Source organism: Bradyrhizobium sp. 41S5 (assembly GCF_011516665.3).
Classification (GTDB): domain Bacteria; phylum Pseudomonadota; class Alphaproteobacteria; order Rhizobiales; family Xanthobacteraceae; genus Bradyrhizobium; species Bradyrhizobium quebecense.
The window spans coordinates 7079654-7097344 of the sequence record NZ_CP083721.1; the positions used below are offsets into that span (position 1 = coordinate 7079654).

The 17691-nt window shown below is 60.6% G+C and carries 12 protein-coding genes and 8 pseudogenes; 6 read left to right on the forward strand and 14 right to left on the reverse strand.

From position 1 onward, the window contains the following. Positions 1 to 294: 294 nt before the first annotated feature. The 5 genes and pseudogenes from HAP47_RS34105 to HAP47_RS34125 all read right to left on the reverse strand — a co-directional run bounded on the left by HAP47_RS34105 (position 295) and on the right by HAP47_RS34125 (position 2692). Positions 295 to 1425 (reverse strand): annotated as a pseudogene (locus HAP47_RS34105) (IS3 family transposase). A gap of 54 nt (positions 1426 to 1479) precedes the next feature. Further along, positions 1480 to 1698 (reverse strand): IS66 family insertion sequence element accessory protein TnpB, encoded by a 219-nt coding sequence (gene tnpB / locus HAP47_RS34110; RefSeq protein WP_173640834.1) that lies wholly within the window; start codon positions 1696 to 1698, stop codon positions 1480 to 1482. Then, positions 1695 to 2117 (reverse strand): transposase, encoded by a 423-nt coding sequence (locus HAP47_RS34115; protein ID WP_173640833.1) that lies wholly within the window; start codon positions 2115 to 2117, stop codon positions 1695 to 1697. Before HAP47_RS34115 ends, tnpB begins: the two co-directional genes overlap by 4 nt. A 38-nt stretch (positions 2118 to 2155) precedes the next feature. Further along, on the reverse strand, positions 2156 to 2404 hold the full coding sequence (locus tag HAP47_RS34120; protein ID WP_173640762.1) for a hypothetical protein: 249 nt from the start codon (positions 2402 to 2404) through the stop codon (positions 2156 to 2158). Positions 2405 to 2500: 96 nt separating this feature from the next. Further along, positions 2501 to 2692 (reverse strand): hypothetical protein, encoded by a 192-nt coding sequence (locus HAP47_RS34125; RefSeq protein WP_166104006.1) that lies wholly within the window; start codon positions 2690 to 2692, stop codon positions 2501 to 2503. 854 nt (positions 2693 to 3546) lie between these two features. Between HAP47_RS34125 and HAP47_RS34130 the strand changes: the two are divergent. Further along, positions 3547 to 4100: pseudogene (locus HAP47_RS34130) on the forward strand (transposase); the annotation flags it as partial. An 809-nt stretch (positions 4101 to 4909) separates the two neighbouring features. After that, positions 4910 to 5734 (forward strand): annotated as a pseudogene (gene tnpC, locus HAP47_RS34135) (IS66 family transposase); the annotation flags it as partial. On the opposite strand, the pseudogene HAP47_RS34140 reads toward tnpC, so the two are convergent. Together HAP47_RS34140 and HAP47_RS34145 are read right to left on the reverse strand one after the other, a co-directional pair. Further along, positions 5716 to 6308, reverse strand: a pseudogene (locus HAP47_RS34140) (IS5/IS1182 family transposase); the annotation flags it as partial. The pseudogenes tnpC and HAP47_RS34140 overlap by 19 nt on opposite strands. A gap of 173 nt (positions 6309 to 6481) precedes the next feature. Further along, positions 6482 to 6622 (reverse strand): annotated as a pseudogene (locus HAP47_RS34145) (IS5/IS1182 family transposase); the annotation flags it as partial. A 792-nt stretch (positions 6623 to 7414) separates the two neighbouring features. On the opposite strand from HAP47_RS34145, the gene nopM reads away from it, so the two are divergent. Together nopM and HAP47_RS34155 are read left to right on the forward strand one after the other, a co-directional pair. After that, positions 7415 to 9142 (forward strand): T3SS effector NEL-type E3 ubiquitin ligase NopM, encoded by a 1728-nt coding sequence (gene nopM / locus HAP47_RS34150; protein ID WP_173640832.1) that lies wholly within the window; start codon positions 7415 to 7417, stop codon positions 9140 to 9142. Between the two features lie 824 nt (positions 9143 to 9966). Beyond that, a complete protein-coding gene (locus tag HAP47_RS34155; RefSeq protein WP_371821700.1) occupies positions 9967 to 10101 on the forward strand; it encodes a DUF2628 domain-containing protein in 135 nt (44 codons plus the stop codon). Positions 10102 to 10429: 328 nt separating this feature from the next. On the opposite strand, the pseudogene HAP47_RS34160 reads toward HAP47_RS34155, so the two are convergent. The 6 genes and pseudogenes from HAP47_RS34160 to solA form a co-directional block, all read right to left on the reverse strand. Then, positions 10430 to 10732 (reverse strand): annotated as a pseudogene (locus HAP47_RS34160) (class I SAM-dependent methyltransferase); the annotation flags it as partial. 31 nt (positions 10733 to 10763) lie between these two features. Next, the gene (locus HAP47_RS34165) at positions 10764 to 12119 is read right to left on the reverse strand and encodes a DEAD/DEAH box helicase (RefSeq protein ID WP_231168560.1); all 1356 of its coding nucleotides are present in this window, start codon (positions 12117 to 12119) and stop codon (positions 10764 to 10766) included. Positions 12120 to 12272: 153 nt separating this feature from the next. Then, on the reverse strand, positions 12273 to 12524 hold the full coding sequence (locus HAP47_RS34170) for a zincin-like metallopeptidase domain-containing protein (protein WP_231168562.1): 252 nt from the start codon (positions 12522 to 12524) through the stop codon (positions 12273 to 12275). Positions 12525 to 13041: 517 nt separating this feature from the next. Then, positions 13042 to 13230, reverse strand: coding sequence for a WGR domain-containing protein (locus HAP47_RS34175; protein ID WP_371821701.1), 189 nt, complete (start codon positions 13228 to 13230; stop codon positions 13042 to 13044). A 227-nt stretch (positions 13231 to 13457) separates the two neighbouring features. Continuing rightward, entirely contained in the window at positions 13458 to 14003 is a 546-nt protein-coding gene (locus HAP47_RS34180) for a nucleotidyl transferase AbiEii/AbiGii toxin family protein (RefSeq protein ID WP_166104020.1), read from the reverse strand. 545 nt (positions 14004 to 14548) lie between these two features. After that, on the reverse strand, positions 14549 to 15697 hold the full coding sequence (gene solA / locus HAP47_RS34185) for an N-methyl-L-tryptophan oxidase (RefSeq protein ID WP_173640831.1): 1149 nt from the start codon (positions 15695 to 15697) through the stop codon (positions 14549 to 14551). A gap of 894 nt (positions 15698 to 16591) precedes the next feature. Between solA and HAP47_RS34190 the strand changes: the two genes are divergently transcribed. Next, complete coding sequence (locus HAP47_RS34190) at positions 16592 to 16834, forward strand: hypothetical protein (RefSeq protein ID WP_173640830.1); 243 nt, start codon at positions 16592 to 16594, stop codon at positions 16832 to 16834. Positions 16835 to 16854: 20 nt separating this feature from the next. Next, positions 16855 to 17138, forward strand: a pseudogene (locus HAP47_RS34195) (transposase); the annotation flags it as partial. Here the strand turns inward: HAP47_RS34195 and HAP47_RS34200 are convergent. Further along, positions 17130 to 17685, reverse strand: a pseudogene (locus HAP47_RS34200) (helix-turn-helix domain-containing protein); the annotation flags it as partial. The pseudogenes HAP47_RS34195 and HAP47_RS34200 overlap by 9 nt on opposite strands. Between the last annotated feature and the right edge of the window lie 6 nt (positions 17686 to 17691).

Below are 17691 nucleotides of genomic sequence, written 5' to 3' on the forward strand. Positions count from 1 at the left end.
TGCGTGGTGGAAATAACGCAGTCGTCTTGAGCCTCCGCGCCCCTATCCCCGATACTGCGCAAGTCAGTCGTACGGTCGCCGCTCTGAAGGTTGGAGGTTGACCACAGTTCCCCTTTCTATTTGAACCCAAAGCAGGCCTGAGAGAACAGAGCTGGTCCCGGTTGTTTGGACAGGGCCCCGCGAAAATTAAGTGGATTCCTGCCGGGTTATGCTGAACGCGGGGCTTTACGATTTTGCTGTGGCGTCGGGAGGGCGCAAGCCCGACCAGAGCCGCAGCAAAATCGTTGGCGACGATCATGCGGCCGTCACCATCGTTTGCGCGCCGAAGTAAGCCTCGTCGGGCGTGCGTTCGTCAAGGCTCGAGTGAGGACGTCCTCGATTGTAGAACGCCAGATATTTGGAAATCGATGCTCGCGCCTCGAGCACGCTGTCGTAAGCACGCAGATAGACTTCCTCGTATTTGACAGTGCGCCACAGCCGCTCGACGAACACGTTGTCGCGCCAGGCACCCTTGCCGTCCATGCTGATGGCGATGTTCGCGTCCAGCAGCACGCCGGTGAAGTCGAGGCTGGTGAACTGGCTACCCTGATCCGTGTTGAAGAAGATCTCGGGCCTGCCGTGCTTCGCCAACGCCTCCTGGAGCGCTTCGACGCAGAATATCGTCTCCATCGTGATCGATACGCGATGGACCAATACCCTTCAGCTGAACACATCGACGACCGCGGCGAGGTAAACGAATCCACGTCGCATCGGAATGTAGCTGATGTCCATTGCCCAGACCTGGTTCGGCCGCTCGATCTTCAATCCGCGCAATAGGTACGGGTAGATCTTCTGGCCCGGTGCGGGCTTGCTCGTGTTCGGACGGCGATAGATCGCCTCGATCCCCATGCGCTTCATCAGCGTCGCGACGTGGCGGCGGCCAACCTGCATGCCCTCACGCTGCAACAGCGATCGCAGCATGCGCCCCCCTGCGAAGGGATAATCGAGGTGCAGCTCATCGAGCCGGCGCATCAAGACAAGTCCTCGGCCGAAACCGGCCGAGGTTCATAGTAAACCGTACTGCGGGCAAGGTTCAGGACCTTCGCCTGGCGCACGACAGACAGATCATGGTCGCGGTCGATCATCGCTTTGCGCTCAGCAGGGCCGCCTTGGTGAGCGCGCCGGACAAAAAATCGTTCTCCAACGCAAGCTCGCCGATCTTGCCATGTAACGCTTCAAATCGACCGGCGCCTCGGCCGGTCCGTTGTCCTGCCCAAACACTCCGGCGGCGCCTTCCAGGAGTTGGGACTTCCAGGTCGTGATCTGGTTCGGATGGACATCAAACAGTTGCGCCAGCTCGGCCAATGTCTTCTCCCCCTTCACGGCCGCCAAAGCCACCTTTGCCTTGAATGCCGGAGAATGCGTCCGGCGACTCCTCTTCGTCATCTTCGCTCCTGTTTCGCGGCAAGAATCCTCGCCGCTCTCAGGCAGAAAATCCACTCAAGCTACTGTCTGAATTTGCGGAGCCAGCTCTTCTGACAAAGGGACGTACAATGAAACGAGCTGTGCTCGTTTCGATCGGAACACGAAGGCTGCGCCGCTGAACGGGTCGAGACGAAGCATCTCCTGCACCTTCGCCGCAAGCCCATCGTGGCCACAGCGGAAGTCGATCGGCCGCGTCGCGATGTAAATCTTCAGATCGGCACCGGCCGCGATCATCGTGACGCTCGGACTGCGCGGATCACCCGGGACAGCTGCTCGCCATCTATGGCTGTGTCCGTCCGCAGCACAACATCGCCGATCGCGATCTCAAGCTTGATCGCCGGAACCTGACGCTCCTCCAACGCGCTTTCCACGACCAGCGCTGCGAATGTCGACTGCGATGCCTCGCACGGCGCCAACATGCCTCGCTGTCGAAAGCGGCGTCGCCAATCGTAAATATGCCAGCGCGTCGCTCCGTGCTTGCGCGCCACCTCGGACACCTGGGCACCAGGTAGCAGACTCTCGGCGACGATCCGGGCTCTCTCAGCCTCCGAACACACACGGCGCCCCGACGGTCCTTCGAGGACCTCCAGCCGGCTCACCAGCCCTACCGGTGAGCCGCCCAAATGGACGTCCTTTTTGCTGTCCAATCCCATCCAAACCTCCGTTCCAAGCCGGAGGCTTCTTCGCACATTCATTCTAACTCTGAAGCCAGGGTATCGGCTTCGCGCTTACGCTTGTTGCCTTCGCCGCCAACTCCGATTGCGGCGACCAGCACGAGATCGTCGCCGAGATGCAGCCCGTCGATTTGGACCACCAGATGGTCGAGCGCGGACAGATCGGCAGCCATGAAGTCAGCCAGCCGCGCCGCCCGGCTGCCCGCAATTGTCGGTTCTGCGTGCGGCCCACAAGCTCGCCACGATCGCATGACGATCAAGCCCATTGCCCACGTCTCGAGGCCCGCGTAACATTCACTCCCGTCGGCCCGACGTAGTTCAACACCGATCGGGACATCCCCACGGTCATCAGCGCAGCCTCCTCAATAGCCGAGCTGCAGGCGACGCAGAATCTTCCGCTTTCGGCGCGCCCGACGCTCTGGGGTGATATGGATTATCTGGGCCGGGCCCGCGATGGCAGGGCGCACCGACCGCGTCAGCGGCCTCACCATCTCGTCGCAAAACGAGGCCATGAACTGCAGAGGCGCGAGGGCGAGATCGACAAAGAACAGCATGTGGCTACTCCTTTCTTTAAGCCGTAGTTGTTTCGCACCAGATCGAGTAGGTCGCACTCTGTCTGGCGGCGCTCGAACTCCTCACCTACCAACAGATCATCGACAGTTCGCACGCGCCCGAATTGCGCGCGGTATCCCGTGTCGTGCTCCAGACCGTCCCCCACAGCGAAACCGTACCCACAGCGAGAGCAACCAGATCACCCTGGTCGGCAGACGGCAACAGAAGCGGAGAGCGCCAGACGGCTGCAAGCTTTGCTCCTTCATCGGCCGTGCGCTCGGTGATCCCGAGGGATCGGTCCTATCAGTGGATGAGTTCACCGCGCGCCGGTGGGCAAGGTGCCCAAGCTATCCGAGCAGCATTTCCATACTAGAGAAGACTGCTCACCGATTGTTCATTTCGCGGGCCGGCTTGTGTTCCCGATCGCAACATTCTTAAACCCGGCGCCGTTCATTTCCGCGGCAACGGCCTCTGCTTCCTCAATCGTCCGGCACGGCTGAATGACCGACCGCTCCGACGTCCGCTTGCGAAGATCACTACGGTTCTCCCTCCAATTCCAGAGGAAACATGCTGCTCTATTGGCGGCTTGGCAATGCGGGATCCTACGGGGTTGCGGTATTTTTGAGCTGCCCCAAGCCCCCAGGGTCCTGCGGGAGAGACGCCTATTCTTGGCGACGACGTTGCCGGACGACATACACCAAGGCTCACCCGCAGAACGGATTGCCCCTTAAATGGCGTGAGCCGTCCTTCGGTTGTCATCCCGCCCCGGCGCGATCGAGTCCTGCTTGTCCCTCTGACTTGAAGGATGGAGGAGTATGCGCCTGGTGCCGACCGCGATCCGGACGGCCGGCGCCCCCTAGCGAGCTATTTCGGGCTGAACCCGCGGGTGCGGCAGTCGGGACTGGGAGCCGCCCATCACGTCGCATCAGCGAGATCGGGCGCAGTCACGCGCGCGCCATGCTGGTCGAGGCGGCCTGGGCAGCGGCCAAGGCGCCCGGTCCACTGCGTGCTTTTTTCGTGCGCATCCGCACCCGGCGCGGCCATCAGATCGCCGCGGTCGCCGTGGCTCGCAAGCTTACTGTGCTCTGCTGGCATTTGCTGACGAAGAGCGAGGATTACCTGTGGGCGCACCCGGCGCTGGTCGCCAACAAGACCCGCGCGATGCAACTTCAAGCCGGACATCCCCAACAGAAAGGTAACCGCCGTGGACCAGCCTATGCCTGCAACATCAAGGCGCTGCGCGACTGCGAGATGTTGATTGCCGCCCAGGCCGATCAAAGCTACGATTCGTGTCGCAATGGCAGCCGCGTCGGGCAAAAACCGGCGCGCGGGCGCCTCAGCTGGGCAAGACAAAATAGGAAGTCTGGTGACCCAAGCGGTGGCAAATTGGAATTTGGTTGCAGACTGTGATCAAGCACCTTTTTCGACGCTCAAGAATTCGCGCGCCTGCAACACACACGACCGATCTGGTGGAAATCTGAAGTGGACCACGTGGATAGGACTACTTGATCCGGTTTCGATCCGACCGCTCTGGGACCCTTATCATGTTGCCAACCGGCAGAGGTGCTGGACAAGTTGCTGTCATGAGTGAGAACAGGTGTTCCGACGGAGTTCGCCCTGGGCGCCGCGATCGGAATGATGGATCAATCTGGCCAAACTCCTGAATAGGATAGCAGATACCCCCGCGATGGCCCAATCGATCCTACGATTGCTGTCGACCAGTTGCAGTCCCTGGATGAGAAGATCGCCCATTTAGAACAAGAACTGGGGATGTCCCGGGTTCTGTTGAATTTCTGAAGAGGTCGGCGTTGCCCACCTTGAGCCGGTAGGCTCGGGGTGCTGATTCCACAAAGAAGAGCAACGCCATGACAAGAGATATCACACCGGCTGGTTGGCCGGCGACCGGGGCGGTGGACGAAGCGTTTGCAGAAGTGCGGGCGAGCTTCGATCGGTTCTGCCTTGCGGCAGGGATCGAGGCGCTCGGCACGATGATGGAGGCGGATGTTGTGGCGGGCCGCGCCACGATCGCGAGGCGGCGCGGCGGACGCACCTTGGGCCGAACGCGGGGACGGATCGGCTTCCACGGCGGCAAGATCGAGGTCGAGCGCCCGCGGGTCCGGGGCGTGGATGGCGGCGAGGTCACGATCCCGAGCTGGGAAACGGCGGCGCAGGAGGATTGGCTCGGTCGCGGGGCGATGAACCTGATGCTGATCAATGTGCGCATCTACGACGTACTGAAACTGCGGCTCAGGTGCCAGGCCCTCATCCACGGCGACGAAACAACGGTTCAGGTATTGAAGGAAAAGGACAAGGAAGCCTCCAGCACCTCGTACATGTGGGCCTATTGCAGCGGCGAGGACAGTGAGCAGCCGATTGTGCTGTTCGATTATCAGCCTGGTCGTGGGCAGGAACACCCGCAGACCTTCCTTGGCGACTACCGCGGCATCTTGATGAGTGACGGTTACTCGGCCTGGCGCACGTTGAAAGGCGCCACGCATATCGGATGCGTGGCCCACGCCAGGCGGCGCTTTGTCGACGCCCTCAAAGCGAGGAAGAAACCCGGCGGGCTGCCGGCGCAAGCCCTCAAGTTCTTCGACCAACTCTACCGGATTGAAAGACAGGTGCGTGAAGAAAAACCGGATGACGGCGAAACGCGGGCCAATTACAGGCGCCGCTTCCGCCAGCAACACAGCATTCCTGTCCTGAACACTCTCAAGGCATGGCTCGAAGCAATCGCCGCAAAGGTCGTGCCCGACACCAAGCTCGGCGATGCTGTCTCCTATACGCTCAATCAGTGGGAATATCTGACGCGCTACAACGAGGACGGCGAGATGCCGATCCACAACAACCTTCTTGAGCGCGACATCAGAATCTTCGCCTGTGGCAGGAAAAATTGGCTCTTCAGCGATACCGTTGATGGAGCCAGCGCCAGTGCCGTTGTCTATAGCCTGGTGCTGACCTGTCGCGCCTGTAGCGTTGAGCCCTTCGCATGGTTGCGACATGTCCTCACCGAATTGCCCCAGCGGGCGCGGCCTTTGAGGTAGCAGCGGCCGAGGCGTCCTTCAGCCTTCAAATGGCCGATCACGGGCTCGATAGCGGAACGGCGCCGCAGCTAGCGCTTGATAGTGCCGAAGACGCCGCGCTTCTGGCCGGAGATGAAGACGCGGCGCGGGTTCTGTGCGTCATGGCCGCGGTATCCCTTGTCGACAAAGGCGCGCTCGATCGCGCACCCGGTGAGTGTCTCGGTTCGGTCGATGACGTCCCGCAGGGTGTGACCGTCGTAAGGGTTATCGGGCAGCGCTTGGCGTGCAGCACGAACTGGCCGCCGGGAGCAGGCCGGTTGTTGGTGACTATGGAAGCCTTCACGCCGAACTCGTAAGGCGCGCTGGCCTTACCCTTGCCGATGCACTCCACCTCGGGGGCATGGAAGGAATACAGCTTCCAGCCGCGCTGGCGCTGCTGCTGCGAGCGGATCTGCGTGGCCCGGCTCAACGGGAGTGCGAACGCCTCTTCGAGCGCATCCTGGCCTTCGATCTTGCGGCGGATGTCGCGGATGATCCGGCCCAGGCGGCTGCGCACGATGCGCAACTGCCGCTGGTGCCGCTTGAACGTAAGCGCGACTTTCTCGTCACATTGAATCTCGCATAGAATCAGTCGGCCCCTACGAGAGCCAGTGGATTCGCTGCTGGATGAGAGATTATGTTATATCAGGCCGGGTTTTCGGCGCTGCGGCTTTTGGGGAAGTTGAGAGGGAGTAGATCTTCAGTATCGTCGTCGTCGCGGCGCGTCGGTTAAGAAGCCGATTTGAGTGGCGTGCGGTGGCTGGTGACTGAGAAGAAGGCAGCCAGGAAGAGGTACCAAAGAGCCCTTAGCCAGGCGAGGACGCGGCGGAAATTGTAACCGACGGCGGAGAGGATGACGTTGGCGGCATCGTCGACGAGCTATCCGCCCACGGCGACATCAGCCCCTGAGTCGGTTCTGCAGTGCCTGCCGATTGACAACGAGGTTGCTGAGGTTCAGCAGGACGATGAGGGGATTCACGAACCGCGTCCGGGCGGCGAGATTTGGATGGTACCTCTGCAAATCCTGCTCCTGGAGCCGGTGATCCCTGTCGATATGCTCGTCGCCCAGCCATTCCGTCCTCGAGCACCAGCCCGCGGCCGTGGGACGAGGCTGTCGGACCTAAAGCCCCGATCTGAGCATCAGCGGAGGTGCTCGGAAACGGCCGTACAGAATTAGCATCGTCGCGTGATTCAGACGGCGTGGGCGCAGTCAGATCAACCAATGGAAAACCGCCGTAGGTGTCTGAGCGAGCCCTGGCAGCGGGCGCCGGCGCTGCTTCCATTGCGGAGGACCTCCTCAAGCCCCGAAATAAGGCGAGCATCCTCGGAATAAAGAGGCGGGCTTACTTCTGTCACCGCTGGCAACCGAGCGACCCGGGGTTCTGCAGCGACACTCGTCAGCTGATCGACAGGTAGGCCTGCTAAGGGCAGAACGCTGCCACGTTGACGGTCCTCCGGGACTTAATCTGGTCAACGAAATGGCAGGAAGCCTCGCAGCAGTAGCGATCCATTTGCCGCATTTGGGCTCATGTGAACCTGTACCGGCTCGAGTCGCGCGGGAGCCGCAGCGCACGTGCGCTGGCTCTCGAATGATCATGACAACCAGCCTGTTTCGCGACCTTGAGAAGCGGGGGCATTCTTGTTCTGACGATGGAGAAATTGATGAACACAGGACAGGCACAGCGGAGTGCAGGTTCTTCCTCGGACGCTTCTGAAGAGGGGGAGCAGGAAAGTTACCTCAGCGGCTTCAGCCGAGCCGTGGCGGATTTGGTCGAAGCCATGACAGGATATCGGACCCCGGCCTCCGCGCGCGCGCAGATCCTGGACAACTGGGTTGCCGAAGAGGGGCAGGGCGAAGCCGAGAATCGGCGACAGGGGCGCACACGAATTAGGGTTTCGGACAACGCGGGCTCGCACTTGCTGGATTTGTCCTCCCTCTCCCTGACCGCTTTGCCCGCCGCCCTGCCGCCAAGATTGCTTGAACTGCGCGCCAGGCACAACGAGCTAAGCAGCCTGCCCGCTAGCTTCCCACCCGGTCTTCAGCATCTTCTCATTAGCCATAACCGGTTGATCAGTTTGCCGGACGCTCTTCCGGCGACCCTCTCTCGGCTGGAGGTGGCCGATAACAGCTTGACCAGTCTGCCGGCCAACCTTCCGGCTCGGCTCGAGATCCTGAACGCAAGCGACAACCGACTAACTAGCCTGCCGGACGCTCTCCCGAGCAGGCTCACCTCGCTCGCGGTTAGTGGCAATCAGCTGACCGACCTCCCCGACTCCCTCCCATCGGGGCTCATTGAACTCGATGTCAGCAGCAATCAATTGGCCAACCTCCCCGCCCCTCTTCCGAGCACGCTCCAATCGCTCAATCTCAGCGGTAACCGGCTGACCAGCCTACCTGAGGGTCTTTTATCGAGTTTTAGCTATCCGCATTTGGAGAACCTCGAGTTCGGGGATAACCCGCTGCCGGACGACGTCCTCGCTAATCTGGCGGCGGCTGAAGCGCCACCTCAGCTTGCGCAGCAATCTCTGTATGAGGCTGCCGCGCACTGGCTGGGAGACGCCCCCTCGGCACTGGCCGAATGGCAGCACTTTGCGGATGAGCCCGGCGCGCAGGACTACGCACGGTTCCTAGAGAGGCTACGAGAGACCGTTAATTATGGCAATCACGAGTTTCGGCAGAGAGTGGCTGATGATCTGCGGCAGGCGGCGGCCAATCCGAGATTGCGCGAGCAGTTTTTTGCACAGGCTTCCGAGGCCAACGCGAGCTGCGAGGATCGAGTTACCTTGCACTGGAACGGTATGCAGACCGCGCGCCTCAACGCTGATGTCGAGGGCGGCGTCTATGACGATCGTCTTGGCGAACTGATCCAGCGCGGCCGTGTTGCGTTCCGCTTGGAGGCGCTTGACGAGATCGCGCGCGACAGGGTCAACTCGCTCCTCAGCCTCGACCCAGACATAGACGACGTGGAAGTCTACTTGGCCTATCAACATCGGCTGCGCGAGCCGCTGGAGCTCAGTCACGTCGCCCCTGACATGCGCTTCCTGGCGGTCTCTCGCGTAAGCGAGGATGATGCGACGGAGGCGCTGGACCTGGTCCGGGAGCGGGAAGCGAACCAATTCACCGACTATATGGCCACCCGCTGGCAACCTTGGGAGACGGTGCTGAGGCGCATCGCACCGGACGAACATGCAGCGATGCAGGACCGGCTTGTCGAAGCCATGGGCGAAGAGTTTCAAAGCCGTCTGGATCTGCGACTGGCCGAACATGGTCTGGTAGGCGACGTCGATGCCGAGCGGGTGCTCGGAGCCCAAGTCCGAAACCAAATCGCAGCCGAGATAAAAGGCGAGGTCATGCACCGGCTGCTCGCAGAGCGTGGCCTAGAACAATGAGACTCAAGAGTCCCGCAGGGATATTTTCATTGCTCTATGGGGCTGCTTCAAGATGGATTCCCGCAATCGGCATCATCCTTGAGCTGACGATTGGCGCTCGAGCCAGAGGCTGAGGCGCGGCCCGTTGAGGGCCGCACGCATCTACCGCCGTGAAGATCGCCCGATGTGCGGCAGCGTGAAATGGTCGGCGTGCAGCCGGTTCGAAACTGCTCAGAAGACTTCGCCGACGAAGGATCCCTCCAATGACGGATTCTTCGGCTTGGCGACCCAACAAAAAGCAGAGTGGTAGTACTCTTCCTGCCGCATCTTGAATGGGGATCGCAAGGCGCTCGAACGGCGCCGCGCACCTACTCGAGAAAAATACATAAATACGTGAAGATCCTTGAGCGCTTATTCGAACCTTCTCCTCTCAGGATTTGCAGCAGCAATCCGGGGAGATGCAGCGGGCTGCCGTATCCGGCCGCGTCGCAATCATGAACCACGGCAAACCAGATCGATTATGATGTCGGTCGATGAATTTCGTCGGCTCAAACCGAAGGCCGGTGAAGAGGTGCCGACAGAATCGGAGCGCCCCCCTCCTGTCGTCAGGCGGGTCCGATGCGAGGCCCGCTCGGGTATGCGACCTCAGACCTCAAGACGGCGTCTTCCTGCAGGCTCGCATGGAAGACCACAGCGAATGCATACTGGCGTCTCAACCAAGGGGCAGCTCGGCGGCTGATCTCCGGGTGCATGATCCGGAAAAGGTCGTGCCGGTTTTCCGGAAGATCATGCTGTAAGTAAGAGTCCATCCTCGGCGGAGCGTTCGAAGCCGGTCTATACAGTGCATGCCCCCGCGGCCAACGGCGCGGCTCTTGCGGCGGCCGACAAATTCGTCTTCGTACGCGACCGGCTTCCATTTCTGGGCCGCGATTGCGGGCGTGATCTGGCTGGCCTGGAACAGGCTCTGGCTGGCGCGCTAATCGGCTGGCTCGTGCTGACCTTTGCTATCGATTTCGCCCTGGCCTTGGCGTCGGCCGCAGTGCGACCTTCTTCGCTTGCCGCACTTCGAACGATACGTTGGAAGCGGCAATACGCCGCACTCGATCGTAGAAATCTGACGCAGCGGCGACCTCGATCATACGGCACGGCAACACATGGATTCGCAATCGGCGAAGTAGTCATAACCAAGGCTTCTCTGTAAGACTACCGACCTAATAGAAAGTAATCATTCAGGAAGTCAGGGTATGATCCACTTCGGTGTACAGTTCCTTGGGGGATACCCACAACTATCCTCGGAAAAGGAACCCGTCACGGCTCCAACGCAACCTGCAAGCCCGCGTTGCCTCCAATATGCACATAACGGGGCCCGATAGGCCGACCCCTGCCGCTGGCGACGGTGACAATGTTTTCGAGACGGGTGGCGCGCGCATCCATCTCAGGGCGGGACAAGAGCAAATCGGCGTGAAACAGCCCTTCCGACTCAAGACCGGTAGTATCGACGCCAAGAGCCGCCAAGGTGGCCAAACAACTTTCAAACTCTTCAGCATCGCGAAAGCAACGCTGGATAAATGTCGCGCCGGTAAGACGTTCCGTTACAAGGCCACGCTTCGCGGCCATGACGCACAGAACCCGCGCCGCGTCTTCATCTGCCGGCCAGAAGCGCGGCGTCTTCGGTTGAGACGATGGCGCGTATTTCGGGCGGGTCGGCACGAAACCGCGCGATGGTCTCTTGGTTCCGCTGGCCCGATGAGCCGTTGATAATGCCAACCTTGAGCCCGAGTTCTAATGCCTGAATTGTGGTCTGCGTTTCGCGCCGCCCGGTGAAGACGACCATTCGCCAGCCGGTCGGAGTTTGCTGCTTGAGCATCGAAACGAGTTGACGAAGCCCTTCGAGCTTCGCGCTCGTTCTCATGGGCGTGACGATCGCTTTGACGGTTTCCGCTAGTTCGCGTGGCACCATCTCGTTACGGGCCATCGTCTGGAGTTGCGCCATGAGCGCGTGTAGACTGCTCGTCAACGCTTGCAGAATGCTGATCTGGGCGAGCCGATTGAGCTTTTGGATCGGTTTGGCTATGGCATTGATGAGCGCAAGCTCCTCCTCCGATGGGGTGACTTTGTGCAACTGGATCTTCCGTTCGGGAAAATCCAGATTGGCGTCGCCCCGTCTAACGCGCGACATATAGCCATAGACGATCTTACGAAACTCCTCTCGCGCCTCTGGCTTGAGGACGCGCGCATTTTCGCGCTTATCGTCCATGAAGCGGCGGGCAAAGACGCCTTCGTTGCCGAATAGATTTTCGTGTCCGCGCGCAACCGTGAGGAGTTCGACCAAGGAATAAAGATCCCATAGCCGATTTTGGATTGGTGTCGCGGTCAGCATCAGCACGTAGCGGAAGCGGCGTCGCTGCAGCGCCCTGTGAAATACCTTCGCGACCTGCGGCGTGGGATCAACGCCATAGAGGTTACGAAGCTTGTGAGCTTCGTCGAGCACAAGCATGTCGAAACGGTCATCGGGAATCTTGTCGAGATGGACGCGCGCGGAATGATAGGTCGTAATGACCGCGCCCATTTCATCAGGGTCGGCTGAAACAAGTTTGCTTCCGGTAACGACCTCGCCCGGGATATCGAACTTTGTCCCGAGCTCGTCCTTCCATTGTGGGCCAAGCAGTTTGGGCGCAACGATCAGAATCTTCGCCACCCGATTTCGGGCCATGAGCTCGCTTGCCACAAGCCCAGCGGATATCGTTTTGCCGAGACCGACATCGTCTGCGAGTAGGGTCACCGGCAAACGTCGGCAAAATGTGATGAGGTTTTGTACCTGGTGGTGGAAGGGCTCAAGTCGGCCCTTCCAACGGAACTCGGATTTGAAATCGTCGCGGCTTTCGATCACGATTGGATCGGTCAGCCCCCACTCAAGCGCGGCCCGATAGACGGTATAATGCTGGTACGATTTCGCTCGCCGCAAGATCTTGGTCTGTAGCCCCTGCGCCGCCGCCATGGCACCCGCCCCCTTTGAAAATAGAGTGGCGCTAGGTTTGGGGGACCGCAAGCCCTTCTTTTGCCAGATCACCCAAAGGTTTAGTCCTTATGGACGCACGACCGCGCCTGCCGATCGCCAGTGGGCGCACCAGATCGAAGCTGGCGGCGGGATTTACCCGACCAGTTGCAGACCCCGGTCCTGCGGTGAAGCCGCAGGCGCCTCGCCGCAGATGGGCTGCAAGCTGCGCAGATATTCGGCTGCCTTTTGGGCGTACGAGCAAGTGGTGAAGAGGCCCCTTTTAACGTTCTTCGAGGTCTTAATCCACGATCCGATATAGGCGGCGTGCACTTCCCTCACCTCTGGTGTGAGGTTGAAATCGGCCGAAAGGAAGGCCCCGCCAAGTTCGGCGACGAGTTTTTCCATGTCCTCGCACAAGCTGGCCCATGGCGCAGCGCAAATCCGAAACGTCGAACTGGATCGCGTCAACTTCAGCCGCGAATTGCTTTTGCCGCTCCGTCTCGTAGGCGCGGAGCGCGTACAATACGGCGCGTTTTCATCTGGATCGGACATAGCAGTTATTTCGGGTACGGCAGTGGCTTCTGAAAGGCGGACGCTCCTCATAGAGGACCATGAGACTCTGTCGCGGAGTGGTTTGGCGTGATCGTCGATTGCCCACAAGACGGTTTCACAGAACGAGATGTCGGCCCCGGGGTGGATAGCTACACTCTCCAAAATCGCCGCAGTAGCGCGCACTTGCCGCCCTGGGTCGCGGCAAGAATTGAGAATTCCACCGCGACTTCATCGGGGACGCGAAGCGCGATCAAAGGCATGCGGGCCAATCAGCCAGCTTGCGGTATGTCGCACGCTGGCTCCAAACGCGGAAATTCTCGCTGGAGATAACCACGGCGGGTCTTGCGCCTGAGCCAAGACTCGAGGGCCTTTACAGCTGCACGCGCCCCTTGAACAGATCGAGCCGCCGTCGCCCGCGCCCACCGAGAGGACCCCATTCACGCACCAATGCCGTATCGCCAAACAGCCTCGGTTCGATCGTGAGCACATAGAACCGCGCCATGTTGCGGGCCGGATCGCGACGCTCGAGCACGAGATATTGCACCATGAGTTCGGACATGCGCCAGAATCGCAATTACCGAATCGACCGTCCAATTAAATAAATGAATCAATCCGGGCCAGCGATTCAGAACTTTCATGCGGGCAATGAGACCGTCGCAGTCAGGCTCGCGCCGGCTGAGCTGAAGCCGCAATCTCCAGTCCTGCTGGGCGGCGGAGTGCTCCCTGGACATGTCGTCTGAACGAGTTGCCACGCGCGTGCTCGACGGAGATCCCCCTCCTCCGACCTCAGGCATTACGCAAGACTTCCTCGAGTTGCGCGACGAGCTTCGCCCAGTGCTCGGCAGGAAGCTTGTCCAGATTGATCTGCTTCCAGCACACCGCCGGCAGCTCCGCCGCGCCAGGGACGCCCAGCAGGCTCCAATCCGGCTCGCCGCGCTTAAACCCTATGAGGAAATCCTTATGAGCTTGCGGCATTTTTCCCGCGATCTCGGCGATCAGCGTTTCTCGGGCTTCGAGCAACTCGTCCAGACTTACTTCATCGGCGCTCATGCCCTCGAAGCCGTGCGTGAACTCGTGCTCGATATCCTTGCGACGAGGAACCACGACCTCGGAAATCGGCCTGTCATGGCTGATGAGGTAGATGATGAATGCCTCGCGGAGATCGTCCGTGATGCCTTCGTTGGCGAGCAGATCGCGGACATCGAACAGGTCGCGCGGATGCTGCCGGTCGAGCGCCGCGAGATACGGGTGTTGAAGATCCTTCTCGAGTCGGAACGGAACGCCCGCCGCGAGGAAGAGGCCAGGCACACTCGCACGATCGAGGCGCTTCAACGCGAGATCGAGATCGCCAGCCGCGGTTTGACCGACCGGGGCGCCGAAGGCGTCCGGCCATCGCGGACGGTCGGCGCGCCGGAACCGCGCTCAAGGACCAGATCCTGAGGGCCACCGACGACCGGTTCGGACCATTGGCGCGAAGATTGCTGCGGCCCGGCTCCAGATGGCTTGCAACGGAACGAAGGATTGGCGCTCGTACTTCGAATCCTTGAAACAGGTCCGCCCCGGCCTGACACCGGCACGTTATCAATCGGCGGGATCGATCGCGCTGGCGGCATCTCCAAGCGCGGCAACCACCAGGTTCGGACCTATCTGTTCGAGGCCGCGAACGTCCTGCGAACGGACGTCTTACGCCGAGCAAAGAGTTGCGCTGGACTGTAAGCAACCTGCATCATCTCGTGCTGCTCTCAAAATCAACCGCTAGAATCGGCCAGCAAGAGCTGCGGGCGACTCGGTTGTTTGCGGGAGCTCCATTGGTTCCCGAGCCCACGACCGCAATTACGCCATTGTCTGCAATACCAGAATTGGACGCCATTGACCTGTCAGGAGCTTGGCGGCTCGACGCCGCTGAACCGGTCTAATTGGAATGCCTTCGGCGCTATCAGCTTCGCATCGAGCGCCAAATCCGCGAGCATCGTACCGATCGCGCTGGCGAACTTGGCACCGTGACCGGAGCAAGGCGAGGCGACGATGATGCGGGGATCGGCCGGAAGTCGGTCAATGATGAATTCGTTGCCCTCGTCCGGTCGCAGGTCTGCTCGGAGCGTGTTCGTGTAGAGGCAGATATCGCGCTCGGCGATTGGGCCCGCCGCTCCGGGGACCAATTCGGCGAGCGTCAATCCAACAGTCTCCAGTTCTGCGTCGGTCGGCTGCGGGTGCCAGGCGTCTGCCCCCACGACCGGCCCATGGTCATGCTGTGCAGCCTTCACGCCTCGTCCCTCAAAATCGGGAAAGCCGTATACCACTCCTTTCTCCCCTTCGACAATGAACGCCGGAAACTCACCGTAACGCACCAATTCCGGTTTGGCCGGCTTGAACCAACCGACCGTTTGTCGGGTGATCTTTAAGTGTCGTGCAAGTCCCGGGACTAGCCCGGCAATCCACGGTCCAGCCGCGATGATGGCCCTCTCGGCCAAGATTACCTCTTGGGGCATTGAAATACGGATGCCGGCGGCCACCGGCCGTATTCGGGCCGGAGCCAGAATGATGCGGTGCTCGGCTCCTTCGCGAAATGCGCGGATCGCAGCTTCGGCCAATAGGATCCCGCCGCTTTCCTGGACGACCACATCCCAGTGTTCGGGAAGCCGGAAGGCGGGAAATGCGGCGTTTGCTTCCGCTCCCGTGGCTGGACCGGGGACGGCGTCCTTCAGCGCGGCAGCGCGGGAGTCGGCCACCATCTTCGATCCGGGAGGTCCTGCTTCGAGTACACGAGTCGGCATCAGGATTGTCCGTCCACTGGCGGCCTCCAGCATCCGCCATCCCTTGAAGGCAGCATCGCTTAGCTCCGTGTAGGCCGCGCTCTCGAAATTGAAGCGTCGGTACACTCGGCATGAGCCATGCGACGAGCCGCGAGCCTCGCCCAAGACAAGAGGGTCGAAGCCGAGCACGTCGGTCCCACGACGCAGCAGCGAATGGAACGCAGAGCTTCCTATCAGCCCGAGGCCGACAACGGCGACTTCGCAAACACGCATTCCTCACCCCGTCTTCCGCTGTCCAACGCGCGCTATTAATCTGCCGCGCCACCGCACATTTAAGCTCCGCCCTTTGTGGACACGCTGCAGCCGCAGCAGGAGCACAAGAATCATCCGCCGTGCCGCAGCCATCGATAAGGGAGCGCCGCGCCATCGACCAGAGTCGTTACCATAGTCGGAGAGTGAGCGGCGCTCGACCCGCCTGCGCCGAACGGCGAAATGCCGCCTCGCTCCCGCAATCGCGGGCGAGCACCGCCGCCATCGCAGTGCCATAGAGCGCCAACGGTGCTTCCGCGAAGAGCACGCCGCGAATAACTGCTCGAGCAGCAGAAAGGTCGCGAGCGCGTGGGGCTGTGAGAAGCGCTGCGGCGAAGAACGGTACGAAGACCGGAAGCAGCAGGCGGCAGTCGCGCACTATCGCAGCACAGCATTCTCCGCATCGTCCTCTCGTCGCGGTGTGATGGTGTTCTGAGCAAAGCAAGCGACGTGCCGAACTGAAAGTCCTTCTGCAAGCACTACATTCTCTGTTGGACAGAGCGGCGCTTGTTGATGTTGGGTCAAAGCTGACAACATTCGTGAGGACCCAAACATCTCCTCATTTTGAGCACCACCGCAGCCAGAAAGGGCTGCCAGCGTTACCCGCGCCCCTCTTCAGGCCAAGTTTTGAGTCGGATCGCCGTTTAGACATCGAACCGGTGGAGGAGGAATGGCACGGCTGTCTCGGTATACAGTTCGTTCTCCGCTTGCAATTGAGACGCAGGCGCCCGAACATGTTAGGTAAGCGGTCGGAGAATGATCCGGATTTCAAAGCGAACGGCGCCCACCTCGAACAGACGAACGAGCAAATGCAAACGCATAACAGTATTGGGGAGCTGCAGCGACAAGGTTTCGAGCTTGGAAGGCATTAAGCCTGTTTGCGGCAAACGCGATAGCTATGCTCATTCGACAGGGGAAAACGAGTTCATCAAGATCAATACATTCGGGCGCTTCGAGACCATCGCCTACAAGTTGCCACTGGCCGCTGTCCGGCGCCTGGCATGGACGCTGCCCGAGCCGGTCAAGAGGCTCGCTGAAGGAGCAACGCCAAACGGCTGCCAGGATCGAGGTCAATATACAAAAGTAACCATGTTGACCTGAATCGCGACCAAGCGGCATGAATCGGGCCCATCACAGCGACGGTCGCTCGTTGGCCCTGGCGCCGACGACTCGGGCAAATAGGAGAGGACGCGACTTTGCGGCCTGGCTGGGGCTCACCCCGCTGCAGCGCTCCACGGGCGGAAAGCAGAAGCTCGGCGAGACATCCCGCATGGGCGAACGAACTCTGCGCCGACTATTAATCATCGGTGCGAGCGCAGCCGTGCGCTGGGCAATGCGTAAAGGCTCGACCGCAAATCCTTGGCTTGCGCGCTTGCTTGCCCGCAAGCCGTCCATGCTCGTGATCGAGTGCCTGAATGTGGCTTTTCTCATCGATGCTGAGGACAAGGGCTCGGTTTGGGATAGGTAAAGGCCGATGATATTGCCCACCTTGACGACGAACAGCGGATCGCTCGACAGCTTGAATGTCTGGCTACGGTGCGGCAAGCCGAACGCCGCCCACATGCGGCGGATCGTGGTGTGGAAAAAGCCAGTTTCCGCCGCCATCGAGCGGATCGACTGGGCCTCGCGTCGGCTGGCGTCAGCCGCAACGTTCGTTCGATCACCGCGGCAACCTGATCGGCGTTGATGGTGCGAGGTCAGCCATGGCGCGCCTCTTCAAGCAGACCATCACAGCGATCCTTCAAAACGCGATGGCGCCATTTGGCAACGGTGTGTTCATGGAGGCCGAGTTGGCAGCCACGGACTTGCTAAGGCAAGCCGTCCGCACACCACAGGATCGCGCGGTACCGCTCAGATAGCGAGCGGGCAACGTGGTGACGACGAACGTGCCTCTCCAAGTACGTCCGCTCCTGCTGACTTAGCACCAACGGCGCGATCGGCCGGCCTCTCACACCTGC

Bases quoted from the DNA above. Each gene is read 5' to 3' on its own strand.
- nopM (WP_173640832.1), top strand. From the start codon at position 7,415: ATGAACACAGGACAGGCACAGCGGAGTGCAGGTTCTTCCTCGGACGCT.
- HAP47_RS34155 (WP_371821700.1), top strand. From the start codon at position 9,967: ATGCCCCCGCGGCCAACGGCGCGGCTCTTGCGGCGGCCGACAAATTCG.
- solA (WP_173640831.1), bottom strand. From the start codon at position 15,697: ATGCGTGTTTGCGAAGTCGCCGTTGTCGGCCTCGGGCTGATAGGAAGC.
- HAP47_RS34165 (WP_231168560.1), bottom strand. From the start codon at position 12,119: ATGGCGGCGGCGCAGGGGCTACAGACCAAGATCTTGCGGCGAGCGAAA.
- HAP47_RS34125 (WP_166104006.1), bottom strand. From the start codon at position 2,692: ATGCTGTTCTTTGTCGATCTCGCCCTCGCGCCTCTGCAGTTCATGGCC.
- HAP47_RS34120 (WP_173640762.1), bottom strand. From the start codon at position 2,404: ATGGGCTTGATCGTCATGCGATCGTGGCGAGCTTGTGGGCCGCACGCA.
- HAP47_RS34170 (WP_231168562.1), bottom strand. From the start codon at position 12,524: ATGGAAAAACTCGTCGCCGAACTTGGCGGGGCCTTCCTTTCGGCCGAT.
- HAP47_RS34115 (WP_173640833.1), bottom strand. From the start codon at position 2,117: ATGGGATTGGACAGCAAAAAGGACGTCCATTTGGGCGGCTCACCGGTA.
- tnpB (WP_173640834.1), bottom strand. From the start codon at position 1,698: ATGATCGCGGCCGGTGCCGATCTGAAGATTTACATCGCGACGCGGCCG.
- HAP47_RS34175 (WP_371821701.1), bottom strand. From the start codon at position 13,230: ATGTCCGAACTCATGGTGCAATATCTCGTGCTCGAGCGTCGCGATCCG.